At 63.3% G+C, this 14195-nt stretch carries 14 protein-coding genes; 7 read left to right on the top strand and 7 right to left on the bottom strand.

All coding sequences use genetic code 11. From position 1 onward, the window contains the following. The first annotated feature begins 159 nt into the window (after positions 1-159). The 5 genes from QZ564_RS13240 to QZ564_RS13220 all read left to right on the top strand — a co-directional run bounded on the left by QZ564_RS13240 (position 160) and on the right by QZ564_RS13220 (position 3365). Entirely contained in the window at positions 160-1062 is a 903-nt protein-coding gene (locus QZ564_RS13240) for a polyprenyl synthetase family protein (protein ID WP_297110646.1), read from the top strand. Positions 1063-1065: 3 nt separating this feature from the next. Next, positions 1066-1707 carry an MOSC domain-containing protein gene (locus QZ564_RS13235; RefSeq protein WP_297110643.1) on the top strand — a complete coding sequence of 214 codons (642 nt, stop codon included), beginning with the start codon at positions 1066-1068 and terminating at the stop codon, positions 1705-1707. A 9-nt stretch (positions 1708-1716) separates the two neighbouring features. Next, positions 1717-2184, top strand: a complete 468-nt coding sequence (locus QZ564_RS13230; RefSeq protein ID WP_297110640.1) for a YbaK/EbsC family protein — start codon at positions 1717-1719, stop codon at positions 2182-2184. Next, positions 2166-2813: a 50S ribosomal protein L11 methyltransferase gene (locus tag QZ564_RS13225; protein ID WP_297110637.1), complete on the top strand. Its 648-nt coding sequence runs from the start codon at positions 2166-2168 to the stop codon at positions 2811-2813. The genes QZ564_RS13230 and QZ564_RS13225 overlap by 19 nt, the downstream gene beginning before the upstream one ends. 120 nt (positions 2814-2933) lie before the next feature. Continuing rightward, complete coding sequence (locus tag QZ564_RS13220) at positions 2934-3365, top strand: PACE efflux transporter (RefSeq protein ID WP_297110634.1); 432 nt, start codon at positions 2934-2936, stop codon at positions 3363-3365. A gap of 57 nt (positions 3366-3422) precedes the next feature. Here QZ564_RS13220 and QZ564_RS13215 read toward each other — a convergent pair whose 3' ends face one another. Then, positions 3423-4256, bottom strand: coding sequence for an SH3 domain-containing protein (locus QZ564_RS13215; RefSeq protein WP_297110631.1), 834 nt, complete (start codon positions 4254-4256; stop codon positions 3423-3425). Positions 4257-4348: 92 nt separating this feature from the next. Then, the gene (gene ispG / locus QZ564_RS13210) at positions 4349-5590 is read right to left on the bottom strand and encodes a flavodoxin-dependent (E)-4-hydroxy-3-methylbut-2-enyl-diphosphate synthase (protein ID WP_297110629.1); all 1242 of its coding nucleotides are present in this window, start codon (positions 5588-5590) and stop codon (positions 4349-4351) included. A 96-nt stretch (positions 5591-5686) separates the two neighbouring features. Between ispG and QZ564_RS13205 the strand changes: the two genes are divergently transcribed. After that, positions 5687-6085: a DUF1801 domain-containing protein gene (locus QZ564_RS13205; protein ID WP_297110626.1), complete on the top strand. Its 399-nt coding sequence runs from the start codon at positions 5687-5689 to the stop codon at positions 6083-6085. A gap of 80 nt (positions 6086-6165) precedes the next feature. Next, entirely contained in the window at positions 6166-6462 is a 297-nt protein-coding gene (locus QZ564_RS13200) for a DUF1232 domain-containing protein (protein WP_297110623.1), read from the top strand. A 386-nt stretch (positions 6463-6848) separates the two neighbouring features. On the opposite strand, the gene QZ564_RS13195 is transcribed toward QZ564_RS13200, so the two are convergent. From QZ564_RS13195 to QZ564_RS13175, 5 genes are all read right to left on the bottom strand, one after another. Beyond that, positions 6849-7154 (bottom strand): type II toxin-antitoxin system HigB family toxin, encoded by a 306-nt coding sequence (locus QZ564_RS13195; RefSeq protein ID WP_297110620.1) that lies wholly within the window; start codon positions 7152-7154, stop codon positions 6849-6851. A gap of 3 nt (positions 7155-7157) precedes the next feature. Next, positions 7158-10598, bottom strand: coding sequence for a pyruvate carboxylase (pyc, locus tag QZ564_RS13190; RefSeq protein ID WP_297110618.1), 3441 nt, complete (start codon positions 10596-10598; stop codon positions 7158-7160). 102 nt (positions 10599-10700) lie between these two features. Next, complete coding sequence (locus QZ564_RS13185; protein ID WP_297110615.1) at positions 10701-11117, bottom strand: TIGR01244 family sulfur transferase; 417 nt, start codon at positions 11115-11117, stop codon at positions 10701-10703. Between the two features lie 176 nt (positions 11118-11293). After that, entirely contained in the window at positions 11294-12796 is a 1503-nt protein-coding gene (locus QZ564_RS13180; protein WP_297110612.1) for a bifunctional diguanylate cyclase/phosphodiesterase, read from the bottom strand. A gap of 190 nt (positions 12797-12986) precedes the next feature. Beyond that, the gene (locus QZ564_RS13175) at positions 12987-14039 is read right to left on the bottom strand and encodes a glycine betaine/L-proline ABC transporter ATP-binding protein (RefSeq protein ID WP_297110609.1); all 1053 of its coding nucleotides are present in this window, start codon (positions 14037-14039) and stop codon (positions 12987-12989) included. Positions 14040-14195: the final 156 nt, after the last annotated feature.

Raw genomic sequence — 14195 nt, 5'->3', positions numbered from 1 at the left:
ACCTCCGGGACGGATCGAAGCCCACAAGGGGAGGGAGACGATGAACTCCGAGCGTCGGGCTTGTGCATCCCTCCCCTGGATGGGGAGGCAATGAGGGTGGGGTGCCGACCTTGCAGGAACGTCTTGCCGCCCCTCATCCAAAACGCTAGCAACATCGCCATGTACGACTTTTCTGCCGACAGCGCCGATTGCGCCCGCGCCATAGAGGCCGGGCTCTCAGACTATCTCTCCGGCGCGCGGCTTTCCGGCCCCGGCCCGGCCGCCGATCGGGTGGTGGCCGCCATGCGCCACGGGAGCCTGGAGGGGGGCAAGCGCCTGCGGCCCTTGCTGGTGCGCCAGGCCGCCGCCATCTTTTCAATGCCTCGCGAAGCCGCCCTGCCCGCCGGGCTGGCGGTGGAAATGGTGCATTGCTACTCGCTCATCCATGACGATCTGCCCGCCATGGATGATGATGACCTGCGGCGCGGGCGCCCCACCGTGCACAAGGCCTATGACGACGCCACGGCCATCTTGGCCGGCGACGCCTTGCTGACCCATGCCTTTGCCGTGCTGGCCGACCCCCAATGCCATCCCGATGCCGAGGTGCGCATCCGGCTGGTGGCTGAACTGGCCGCCGGCAGCGGCGTCGGCGGCATGGTCGGCGGACAGATGCGCGACATCGAGGGCGAGCAGGGCGGCTTTTCCGAAGATGACATCGCCATCATGCAGGCCATGAAAACCGGCGCCCTGATCCGCGCCTCGGTGCGCATGGGCGCCATATTGGGCGGCGCGGATGCACGGGCCCTCTCCGCCCTGACCGCCTATGCCGAGGCCGCCGGGCGCGCCTTCCAGCTGGCCGACGACATTCTCGACGTGACCGCAACCCCCCAGGCCATGGGCAAGGCGACCGGCAAGGACGCCGGCCTTGGCAAGCAGACCATCGTGGCGCGGCTCGGTCTCGAGGGTGCCCGCGCCATGCTTGACAAGACCGTCCATGAAGCCATTTCCGCCCTTCGCACGTTTGGGCCCCGGGCGGATGGCCTGCGCGCCACCGCCCGCTTCTTCGCCAGCCGGGAGAACTAGGCCATGGCCATCTTGCAAAGCGTCAATATCGGCACGCCCCGACCCATTCCGGCCAAATCCTCCATGACCGGCATCTACAAGGAACCAGTGCCGGATGATCTCGAGGTGGAGATCGGCAAGCAGGGCCTTGAGGGCGACGCGATCATCGACCGCAAGCATCACGGTGGCGTCGACCAGGCGGTCTATCTCTATTTCGCAGACGACTACGCCTGGTGGAGCAGGACGCTGGAGCGCGACATCGCCCCCGGCACTTTTGGCGAGAACCTGACCATTGGCGGGGTCGGAGGGCGCAGCGTCTGCGTTGGCGACCGTTTCGAAATCGACGATGTGGTGCTGGAGGTGACGTCTCACCGCACCCCCTGCAGCGTGTTTGCGGCGCGCATGGGCAGCCCCGCCTGGGTCAAGCAATTCTTCAGGGCCGGGCGCCCCGGTGCCTATTGCCGGGTGATCGAAGCGGGCCGGGTGAAGCCGGGCGAGCCGGTCATCCACGTACCCTTTGCCGGCGACCGGATCACCGTCAGCCAATTGCTGGCGCTTGAAGGCGTGCGCGATATCGAGCCCGAACTGATGCAACGTGTGCTCAAGACCCCGGTGCACTACAAGATGCGCGCCGAGTTCGAAGAGAAACTGGCCAAGCTGTTCTGAGAAAGATTGATGAGCCTCGACACCGTCCGTTCTGACCTTGCCGCGCGTGCGCCTGACCTCTCCGTCATTGTCACCGGCGAGTCCACCGCCACGGTGCAATTGGCCGCCCAGGTGCATGGGGTGGAGCCTGGGCAGATCGCCAAGACACTTTGCATCAAGGTCAATGGCGACGAATTTCTGCTGGTGACCCGCGGCGATGCGCGACTGGACAACCAGAAATCCAAGACCGCCTTTGGCGGACGGCCCCGCATGCTGGGCGCCGAGGACGTGTTGCGCCTGACCAGCCACCAGGTTGGCGGGGTCTGCCCCTTCGGCCTGCCCGCCCCGCTGCCGATCTTTCTCGACACCTCGCTCAAAATTTATGACCTGGTGATCCCGGCAGCCGGCGATACCCACTCATCCGTGAAACTGAGCGTCGATCGCCTGGCCGAACTGTGCGGCGGCAAATGGGTGGATGCGTGCCAATTGCCGGGCTGAACCAGCGCGCCCACGACTTCATCAGCGGCCGCATGCCCCTGCGCGCCCTGCCTTTTCGTCCCGATATTGCCATCCATACGCCGACCCCGCAAAGCGGCCTTGTCGGCTGGCTGGCCAGTGAGGGGCTGGACGATGAGGCCCCCTATTGGGCCTATGCTTGGGGTGGGGGCGCGGCGCTGGCCCTGTACTTGCGTGATCATCCCCAATTGCTGGCAGGCAGGACGGTGCTGGATTTCGGAACCGGTTCGGGCCTGGTCGGCATTGCTGCGGCCAGGGCCGGCGCCGCCAGGGTCTGGGCCGTGGACGCCGATCCCATCGCGCCGGTTGCTGCCCGCCTCAACGCTCAGGCCAACGGCGTTGCGCTCGATTTGTGGGACCAACCAGGCCTGCCAGAGGCCGATATCATCCTGGCCGGCGATGTGTTCTACGATGAGGCCGTCGTGGCCGAGACCTTGCCGATCCTGATGCAGGCCGCAAGCGCAGGAACACACGTTCTGATCGGCGATCCGTTCCGGCGATCCCTACCACTCGACCGCCTCGACCTTCTGGCCGAATATGATGTCGAGGACATGGGCGGCAAAAGTCCTGTGCATGCCGCGGTCTTTGCCTTGCATCCCCGGACCATCTGACCTGCCTGCCAACGCTTGCCGGAGGGGGCGGACCGGGTCTATATGCCGACCTGTGAGGACGACCTCCCCCGACAACCGGGATCAGCGTGCGGGACGGCCCGGAGCCCAAAGGGGACTTCCATGCGCAGCGCAGCCGACCGCATCCGCCACGCCATTTCCTTCGAGATCATCGGCATCTTGCTGGCGACGCCTCTGGGCGCCTTCGTGTTTCAGCTGCATGCCGGAGACAGCGCCGTCATCGTCATCGGCAGCGCGACCATCGCCATGGCGTGGAACTACATCTACAATCTCGGCTTCGACCATGCCCTCAAGGCCCTCGGGCGGTCGACGGAGAAAACTCTTGTCGCGCGCATTGTCCATGCCGTGCTGTTCGAGATCGGGCTCCTGCTCATGCTGATGCCGCTGATCGCGCTTTATCTCGGCATCAGCCTCTGGGAAGCGCTGGTCATGGATCTGGCCTTCGCCCTCTTCTACATGGGCTATGCGCTGGTCTTCAACTGGGCCTATGACCGGCTGTTTCCGCTGCCCGAATGGGACAGGCAGAAGGCCTGAGCGCATAAGAAAGCCAGCCGGCGGACCGGCTGGCCAGACTTTCACCAGATATCGCTATCAGCGCACGCGATAGGACGAAATGATGTCATTGTTCCGTCCCTGCAGGCTGGGGCGGTTGCGATCCAATACGGCACACCGGCCATTGAAATTGAAGTCTTCGCACACCTGTACCTGGGCATCGCCGCGCACCCGGATGGACGAGATACGATCATTGAAGCTGCCCAGGCTGGCATCGCGATCGCCCGGCTGGGCACAGAAGCTGGCACCGCGGTAATTGTAATCTTCATAGAAGCAGACTTCACCGCTGGGCCGGCCCGGACGCGGCTGGAAATCGCCGCCATTGCCAACGGAGAACGAGAAGCCCGGCACGTTGAAGCTGAAGCTGACGTCAGGTTCCGCACTCTGCTGGCCACCTCCGCCAGCATTGCTGAGATAGCGGGCCGAAACCCAGCCATCAGGTCCATTGTGATTGATGCGGCACCAGCCCGACTGGCAACGCTCGACCTGCACGCGTTCCCCGCGATCAAGCACGTCGATGGCACGATAGCCGGTGCCCGGACCCGAGCGCACATTCAGAGCCGCTGTGGCGCGCGCATTACCCGAGACGGAGGCACCCGAGCCCGAATCCTGCTGCCCGCCCCCGTCACCACGATCGGTCAGATAGCGGGCCGAGACCCAACCATCCGGGCCATTGTGGTTGATACGGCACCAGCCCGACTGGCAGGTCTCCACATCGACGGTCTCGCCTTGATAAAGCACGTCCACGACGCGATAACTGGTGCTGGGCCCCGAGCGCACATTGAGCGACGCGGTGGATTGGGCGGCCTGTGCCGCGGCCATTCCGACCAGGCTGAAGCCAAGTGCGGCACAAAGGGTTTTGCTCAATTGCATGAGTTCCTCCTAGCGGGTTTTGTTGTTTCGCCCCTTGCAAGGCCCAATCCCGCAATCGGAGGAGAGTTCCGACTTAACCTGGCATAGTGCCGCTATTCGGCGGCATCCTGCTTTCCATTGCCGAACTTGCGCTCGATATAATCGGCCACCATCGCCTTGAACTGGTCGGCCACATCGGCGCCGCGCAGGGTGGCGACCTTTTCGCCATCGACAAAGACCGGCGCCGCGGGCGTTTCCCCAGTGCCGGGCAAGGAAATGCCGATATTGGCATGCTTGCTTTCCCCCGGCCCATTGACGATGCAGCCCATCACCGCCACCGACAGCGTCTCGACGCCCGGATAGCGCTCGCGCCATTCGGGCATGGAGGTGTTGAGATGGTCCTGGATCTCCTTGGCCAGCGTCTGGAAGGTCGTCGAGGTGGTGCGCCCGCAACCCGGGCACGCCGCCACCACCGGCAGGAACTGGCGGAAGCCCATGGTCTGCAGCAATTCCTGCGCAACCTTGACCTCCGTCGTGCGGTCGCCACCCGGCTCGGGGGTCAGGGAAATGCGTATCGTGTCGCCAATCCCCTGCTGCAGCAATATGCCCAGCGCCGCCGAGGAGGCGACGATGCCCTTGGACCCCATGCCGGCCTCGGTGAGCCCCAGATGCAGCGCATAATCGCAACGGGCGGCAAGGTCCTGATAAACAGCGATCAGGTGCTGGACGTCGGAGACCTTGGTCGAGAGCAGGATCTTGTTGCGCGCCATGCCGAGTTCCTCGGCTCGGGCGGCCGAGAGGAGCGCGGACTGGATGATCGCCTCGCGCTGCACGGCAGCGGCCGAGATCGGCGCATCCGAAGCCGCGTTCTCATCCATGAGCTTGGTAAGAAGCTCTTCGTCCAGCGAGCCCCAATTGACCCCGATGCGCACAGGCTTGTCGTATGTGTTGGCAATCTCGATCAGCGTCGCGAACTGGGTATCGCGCTTGGCCTTGAAGCCGACATTGCCCGGATTGATGCGGTACTTCGCCAGCGCCTCGGCACAGGCCGGATGGTCCGTAAGAAGCTTGTGGCCGATATAGTGGAAATCGCCCACCAGCGGTACGTCATAACCCATGAAGGCGAGGCGGTCGCGGATGATCGGCACGGCGGCGGCGCTCTCGTCGCGGTCGACGGTGATGCGCACGATTTCCGAGCCGGCGCGGGCCAATTGCATGACCTGGCGGACGGTCGCGTCGATATCGGCGGTGTCGGTATTGGTCATGGACTGCACCACCACGGGGGCGCCACCGCCCACCATGACGCCGCCCACATTGACGCCCACCGATTGCCTGCGCGCTGCGGGACCCGCCATGTGCAAACCTCTTTGTTCCAATGCCCCCGAGATAGGACTTCCCTTTGACGCTGGCAACTGAACAATAGCGTGACAGCAGTGTGCGGGGTGCCCCCAATGCCTGACCAGAATGACGCTTCGAGCACGATCGATGCCTATATCGCCGGCCTGTCACCGCCCTTCCGCGACGCCATCGCGCATCTGCGCCAGACCATTCGGGCAGCGGCCCCCGAGGCCGAGGAGATCATCACCTATGCCATGCCAGGCATTGGCTTCCATGGCCCGCTCGTCAGCTATTGCGCCTTCAAGAAGCACTGTTCGCTCTTTCCCATGGGCAATGCCGTTTTCACTGGCATGGAAGAGGAGATCGCGCCCTGGCGCACCTCCAAGGGCACGCTGCAGTTTCCGCCCGACGCGCTGCCGCCGGACGAGTTGATCGCCCGCATCGTCAAGGCGCGGATTGCGGAAAACCTGGCCAAGGCCGAAGCGCGCAAGGCCGCACGGCGAAAGACGTGAGGCGGCGAGGCCGGCCGGCATCACAAATGTGATCCCGCCGATCTTGAACCAGGCCGGGCCGGGGCCATCTATGAACCATGATGACCATGCTCTTCACCCGCCTCATCCTGTTCCGCAAGGAAGTCGTGCAGCTCTGGAAAGCCTTCTGGGCGCCAGAGACGCCGTTTCATCTCAAGGCCGCAACGCTCTTCGTCGCCTTTTACCTGGTGAACCCCTTCGACATCCTGCCCGACTTCATCCCGCTGCTCGGCTGGGTGGACGATATCGTGCTGGTGCCGCTGATGGTCAGCTGGATCGTCAGCCGGCTGCCAGTGCCGGCCAAGGTCTATGCGGGCAAATATGGTCCGACCGTCGACGGCACGGCACGACGGAAATAGCTTCCTCCCCTCGGATGCCCCATTAGCCTGCCTTCAAAGACCGCCTAATCCTGCTTCCCCTCAGGTTGGGACGAGCAACAAATCTGCCGGAGGAAGCGCCCATGAGGCTGCTTCTTCTTCCAGTTTTGGTCATTTGCGTCTTCCTGATGGCAACCCGGACGGAGGCAAGATCATTATACGTCCTGCCCCTGTGCACATAACGCTGGTCACTGTCCGCAGCGGTATCGTTCCCCTCGATTGACCAATGCAGCGTCTCATAGGCGCGAATGAGATCTGCAAGAACCTCAAAGCGAACAGCCTCTTCCGTTCCCTTTTCCGGTTCGTTGAGAAAATAAGGCTCAACCTCGGCGAGAGCCCAGGTCAGGTCCTCCTCCGTTCGGATGGGCCTAATGTTCATCTATCGTCCCTGCATCAATCTTGTCGTAGTCGGCGTGTGTGCCGACGAACTTCACATATATAAGGCCAAAAGCGTAAGCGTTGTAGGTTATCAGCCGGTATTTGTTACCGCCGATGTCAAAGACGCTGCGATTGTCGGCCAGAAAGTCGACGTTTCCGCCAAACGCGTTCTTGATGTCCTGCGGCGTCAGCCAACGCGCTCTGGACGCTGTGGCATACCATTCGCGCAACGGACGTTCGGCCTGGGGGTGCTTCTCCCAGAACGTTTTCAACGTCCGTAGCGCCAGAATGTGCACAGCTTAGTCCAGCCGCACGAGCAGGTCCTTGGCGTCGATCTGGTCGCCCGGCTTGATCAGCAGTTCCGCCACCGTGCCATCGACTTCGGCATGAATGGCGGTTTCCATCTTCATGGCTTCGATCGAGCAGAGCACGTCGCCGGCCTTGACTGCCTGGCCCTCCTTGACCGCCAGGGTCGAAATAACCCCGGGCATGGGGGCGCCGACCTGTTTCGGATCGCCCGCTGCAGCCTTGGCGCGCACCACCACATCCCCGGCCTTCAAACGATCCGGCACGGTGATGGTGCGCGGCTGACCGTTAAGATCGAAGAAGCAGCGCACCTCGCCCTTTTCATTGGTCGGCGCGCGACCCTGATAGGTGACGACGAGCGTCTTGCCCTTTTCGATATCGACCAGCAGTTCGTCACCTTCCTGCAGCCCATAGAAATAGACCGGGGTCGGCAACACTTCGGTGGGGCCGTACATATCCTGGGTCTTCTCGAAATCCGAATAGACCTTGGGGTACATCAGATAGGACGCAAGGCGGTAGTCATCGACCGCAACGCCAAGCTCCTCAGAGACCTTCTTGCGCTCGGCCTCCAGATCCACATCCTTCAGATAGGAACCCGGACGTTCGCTGAGCGCCTGCTTGCCCTTGAGCACCTTCTTCTGCAGCGCCTGCGGGAAACCGCCCGGCGGCTGGCCGAGATCGCCGGCAAAGAAGCCGACGACGCTGTCGGGGAAGGCAATGTCCTTGTCCGGGTTCTCGACATCGGCGCGGGTAATGCCGGCCGAAACCATGGCCAGCGCCATGTCACCCACCACCTTGGATGACGGCGTCACCTTGACGATATCGCCGAACATCTGGTTGACGTCGGCATAGGTCTGGGCGACCTCGTGCCACCGCGTCTCCAGCCCCAGCGAACGGGCCTGTTCCTTAAGATTGGTGAACTGCCCGCCCGGCATTTCGTGCAGGTAAACCTCTGAAGCGCCACCCTTCAAGTCGCTCTCGAAGGCGCGATACTGCGTCCGCACCGCTTCCCAGTAGAACGAGATTTGCCGGATTGCCTTGGCGTCGAGCCCCGGATCACGATCGGTATCGGCCATGGCCGCCACCAGCGAGCCAAGCGTCGGCTGGCTGGTTGTGCCGCTCAGGGCATCCATGGCCGCATCGACAGCATCGACCCCGGCATCCACCGCCGCCAGCACCGTCGCCGCGGCAGCGCCCGAGGTGTCATGGGTATGCAGGTGAATGGGCAGGCCGATCTCTTCCTTGAGGGTTGCAATCAGCTTGCGGGCAGCAGCGGGCTTCAACAGCCCCGCCATGTCCTTGATGCCCAGCACATGGGCGCCGGCCTCTTCCAGCTCCCGGGCCAGGGCGACGTAATATTTGAGGTCATATTTGGACCGGTCGGGGTCCAGCATGTCGCCGGTATAGCAGACGACGCCCTCGCAGACCTTGTTGGCCTCGATCACCGCGTCCATGGAGACGCGCATGTTCTCGACCCAGTTGAGGCAGTCAAAGACACGGAACACATCGACGCCGCCTTCGGCCGCCTGCTTGACGAAGAATTTGACGACATTGTCCGGGTAGTTGGTGTAGCCCACCCCGTTCGAGCCGCGCAGCAGCATCTGCGTCAGGATATTGGGCGCGCCCTCGCGCACCTGGCGCAGCCGCTCCCACGGGTCCTCGTTGAGGAAGCGCATGGAGACATCGAATGTCGCCCCGCCCCAGCATTCCAGGCTGAACAGGTTTGGCAGCCCGCGACTATAGGCCTGGGCAATGCGGGTGATATCGAAGCTCCGCATGCGCGTCGCCAGCAGCGACTGATGCGCATCGCGCATCGTGGTGTCGGTGAAGAGCACCCGGTTCTGCGCCTTCATCCACTTGGCCAGGCCCGCGGGGCCATCGCGATCCAGAACCTGGCGACTGCCTTCGATCACTGCAAGCGGCGGGAATTCCGGCACGATCGGCGCTGCCGCGTCGGCTGGTGGCCGCGGCCGGTCGCGCACTTCCGGGTGCCCATTGACCGTCACATCGGCAATATAGGTCAGGAGCTTGGTCGCCCGGTCCTTGCGCGGCTTGAAGTTGAACAGGTCCGGCGTGGTGTCGATAAAGCGCGTCGTGTAGCGGTTCTCGACAAAGTCCGGGTGCGTGATGATGTTTTCAAGGAAAGCCAGATTGGTGGCGACGCCGCGAATACGGAACTCGCGCAAGGCACGATGCATGCGAGCGATGGCCTCGTCGGCACTGGGCGCCCAGCAGGTGACCTTTTCCAGCAGCGGATCGTAATAGCGGGTGATCACCGCGCCCGAATAGGCGGTGCCACCATCAAGGCGCACGCCGAAGCCGGTGGCACCGCGATAGGCAGTGATGCGGCCATAGTCGGGAATGAAGTTCTGTTCCGGGTCTTCGGTGGTGACACGGCACTGGATGGCATTGCCGTTGAGCTTGATGTCCTCTTGCAGCGGCACACCCGATTCCGGCGTACCGATGACGGCGCCATCGAGCAGGTGGATCTGCGCCTTGACGATGTCGATGCCCGTCACTTCCTCGGTAACGGTATGCTCGACCTGGATACGCGGGTTCACTTCGATAAAGTAGAACTTGTCGGTATCGGCATCCATGAGGAATTCGACCGTGCCGGCGCCACGATAATTGGCGGCCTTGCCCAGGCGCACCGCCGCATCGGTGAGGCTCTTGCGGACGTCGTCGGAAAGATAGGGCGCGGGGGCGCGTTCAACCACCTTCTGGTTGCGCCGCTGCACCGAGCAGTCGCGCTCGAATAGATGCACCAGATTGCCGTGATCATCGCCAATCAGCTGCACCTCGACATGGCGGGCGCGCTCGATCAGCTTTTCGAGATACATCTCGTCCTTGCCGAAGGCGGCCTTGGCTTCGCGCTTACCCTCAGACACCTCATGGACAAGGCTTTTCTCGTCCATGATCCGGCGCATGCCGCGCCCGCCGCCGCCCCAGCTGGCCTTGAGCATCAGCGGATAGCCGATCTCGGCGGCCATCTTCTTGACCGCGTCCATGTCGTCAGGCAGCGCTTCGGTGGCCGGCACCACCGGCACGTCGGCCTTGATCGCCATATTGCGGGCGGCCACCTTGTTGCCAAGGTCGCGCATGGTCTGCGCCCGCGGACCGATAAAGGTGATGCCGGCATCTTCGCAGGCATCGACAAATTCCGGACTTTCCGAAAGCAGCCCATAGCCGGGATGGATGGCATCGGCCCCGGAAATGCGCGCGATGCGGATATATTCATCGATCTGGAGATAGGCTTCGACCGGGCCCTTGCCCTTGCCGATAAGATAGGCCTCGTCGGCCTTGAACCGGTGCAGCGCCAGCTTGTCCTCTTCGGCATAGGCGGCGACGGTCTTCAGACCCAGCTCATTGGCGGCACGAAACACGCGGATGGCGATTTCGCTGCGATTGGCGACGAGAATTTTCTTGATGGGCATTGGTGTCCATTCCGAGCAGGAGGGGGCGTGGACCGCATGCGGTCCGGCTCAGCACTACCGGCGGCATGGACGGTTGTCCGCCCAACCGCCGAAAACTTGGGTCTATTTCTGGCCGAGATAGCCGGCCAGATGGCTCATGTCGTAACCGGCTTCGGCCGCCTGGGCGATGATCTGGTCGGCCGGGGCCTCCCCAGCCTGGCTCAGCGCCCAGAGCGTGGTCGAACGCGTGCCCGACCGACAAAAGCAGAACACCTTGCCGTTGCTCCCCTCAAGCACGGCTTTGGTAGCATTGACGAGGTCAGGGTTGACCCCTTCGCGGCCCAGCGGGATGGCGTGATAGGCAAGCCCGGCAGCCTTGGCGGCCGCTTCTATTTCCGCTCCGGCCGGCTGGTCGGGCGCTTCGCCATCCGGCCGGTTGTTGACGATGGCCACAAAGCCCAGGTCCTTGAGCGTTTTCACGTCCTCAGGCTGAATCTGTCCTGAGACGCTGACGTGATCGTTGATCCGCTTCAATTCCAAGGCTCGTTTCTCCCCATAAGCCCCTGCAATTCCGGCCGTCGGCGCGCTGGACGGCGTACACCCGGCCCCGAATGTGCAGGCATGGCGCTGGCGCGCGATGGCCCCGTTATAGCCATGCGGGCAGGTGGCGCGCAACTGGCAGGCCGGGCAAAGCTGTCATGGAGCTGTCGCAGACCTCAGGCAGCGCAGACGATCTTGTGCCCGGCCAGCGGCGCGGGGCGCCCCAGGTGATAGCCCTGCAATGCCGTACACCCCGCCTCGGTCAGCATGCGCAGCTGTTCCTCGGTCTCGATGCCTTCGGCGACCACTTCCAGCGACAGCGCCCGGGCAATGTCGCAGACTGCCGAAACGATCATGGCATTGACCGGATTGGCCGAGAACTGGGCGACATAGGTCCGATCGATCTTGATGATGTCGAAGGCGAAGTCCCTGAGATAGTGCAGGCTGGCATGCCCGGCCCCGAAATCATCGACGGCCACGCGAATGCCCATGGCCCTGAGGGCGGCGAGATTGGCCATTTCGACGCTGTTCTTCTCGAGCGGTGCATTCTCGGTGATTTCGACAATGATGCTGGTCGGGGCCGTGCCGGTTTCCATCAGGATATCGGAGAACGCCTCGGCAAATTCAGCCCGGCGCAGCTGCTTGGGCGAGACATTGACCGCCACCGGGCCACCCAGCCGCCCGATATCGGCGCAGACCCGCCGCAGCACCCATTCGCCCAGCCGGTCGATGAGGCTGCTCTGTTCGGCCACGCCAATGAACTTGTCCGGGGCGATCATGCCCCGCACCCGATGCCGCCAGCGCACCAGCGCCTCATGCGACTTCACGGTGCGCGTCTGGCTGTCAAAGACCGGCTGGTAGTGCAGCTCCAGCTCATCCATCAGAATGGCGGCTCGCAGTTCGCGCTCGATGAAGCGCTTGTAGCGCTCCTCGCCCAGCATGTCGGGATCAAAGGGAACCACGCAACCGCGCCCGGCCTGCTTGCCGCGATAGAGCGCCAGGTCGGCAATGGCGATCAGCTCATTGGGATCGTCGCTGTCGAGCGGCGCCAGGGCCACCCCGATGGTCGCCGAAAGCGGCGTCGTCCGCCCGGCGATGGTGTGACCATTTTTCAAGTGGCGCAACAACTGCTCGCCCAACCGGCACAGGGCCGGCTTGTTGTCATGGCCGGGGATCAGCACCCCGAATTCGTCGCCACCCAGCCGCCCGATAATCGCCCCCGGCAACAGGGCCTGCATCTCCCGCACCAGGGTCACCAGTGCCGCATCGCCTGCAGGGTGGCCGGCGCTGTCATTGAGCACCTTGAGATTGTCCATGTCGATCTGGAGATAGCCCAGGGCAGACAGGGAACCGCCACTGGCGTAGCGCCTGAGTTCGTCGAGGAAATAGGAGCGGGTGAACGTGCCTGTCAGCGCGTCACGATGGGCCGAGGCCAGCGCCTCGCTGACCGCCGTCTGGGCCTCAGCAATCCGCCGGCGCACCAGCCTTTGCGTCACCAGCAGCATGATCGGAATGGCGCCGGCTAGGCCGGCCATTGTCCAGGCCATCTCCGGCTGCCAGGGGCCACCCAGCGCGCTGATGACATTGAGGATCAGGAGAATTCCGGCCATGCACCCGACCACGATGCGCAACCGGTCATGGGCCTCCGCGACAAACGCAAAACTGGGACGGGCCTTCATGGCGTAACCTGGCTAGTCGAGCTTGGGCGCAACCATGGCCCAGCAACTGTGAATCAATCCTAAATTACTGAAAAAGAAGAATTTTAGCTCAGGGCGAGCACCAGAAGGGGCGCCACGCTAATGCCCCTGTGCGACAGCCAGGTGACAATGCGGACGCCCCTTTCCCGAATGGTTGCTGTGGCGTTAAGCGCTAGCTTTCGCCCACGCCCGGCGTGTAGCGCGCCAGCGCACCGATGATGCGCTTGGCGGTCACGCGGCCGATCTGCTTGCCGTCATCATCGGTGACGCCCACCCATTGGTGCTCGGCAAAATAGGGCAGCACGTCTTCGCAGCGCGCATCAGCGGGCACCTTGTATTCGCAGTCTTCAAAGGACCCGCGTTCCATGATGGTGCGGACATGGATGGCGCGCGCCTTGTTCACTTCCCGCACGAACTCCTCGATATGCTCATTGGCGGGCTTGAGCACGATATCCTCGGGCTTGCCCTCCTGCTGCACCGCCCCGTCCTTGAGCACGGCAATGCGATCGGCAATCTTGAGGGCCTCGTCGAAATCGTGGGTGATGAACAGGATCGTCTTGCCCAGGCTCTTCTGCAGGTCGACCAGCTGGTCCTGCATGCCGGAGCGGATCAGCGGGTCGAGCGCGGAAAACGCCTCGTCCATCAGGATAATATCGGTATCGAGCGCCAGCGCACGGGCCAGGCCCACACGCTGCTGCTGGCCGCCTGAAAGCTGGCGCGGCCGGCTCTGCTCATAGCCCGAAAGCCCCACCGTCTCGATCCACTTGGCGGCCCGCTCGAGCCGCTCGGCTTTGCTGACCCCGCGCACCTCCAGCCCATAGGCGACATTGTCGATCACCGAGCGGTGCGGCAACAGGCCGAACTTCTGGAACACCATGGCCACGGTATTGCGGCGATAGGTCCGGAGGTCCGGCAGGCTCATCTTGAGCACATCCCTGCCCTCCACGATGATCTCGCCGGCGGTCGGATCAATGAGCCTGTTGACGTGACGGATTAGGGTCGACTTGCCCGAGCCGGACAGGCCCATGACCACGAAGATCTGACCCCGGGCAATATCGAGCGAAACATTGTCGAGACCCACCACATGGCCGGTTTCGGCCTGCACCTCGGATTTCGACTTGTCCTTCTGCAATAGCGCCAGCGCGCTCTGCGGATCATCCCCGAAGATCTTGGTGACGCCCCGCATGCGGATGGCCAGGTTGGTATCGGTTTTCACGTCATGCATGTCAGCGGGCCTCCGCCAGGCCGATGCGGGCCTGGAGCTGTTTGCCGAAGGATTGGGTGATGCGGTCGAAGATGATGGCGAGGATGACGATGCCGATGCCGCCGACGAGCAAGCTGACGGCCGCCACCGCGCCGAGCAGACCGGTCAATATCTGAG

It is taken from the genome of uncultured Devosia sp. (assembly GCF_913055165.1).
In the GTDB taxonomy this organism is placed as follows: domain Bacteria; phylum Pseudomonadota; class Alphaproteobacteria; order Rhizobiales; family Devosiaceae; genus Devosia.
The sequence above is the reverse complement of the archived record's forward strand: the minus strand, read 5'-3'. Positions and strand labels throughout refer to the sequence as shown.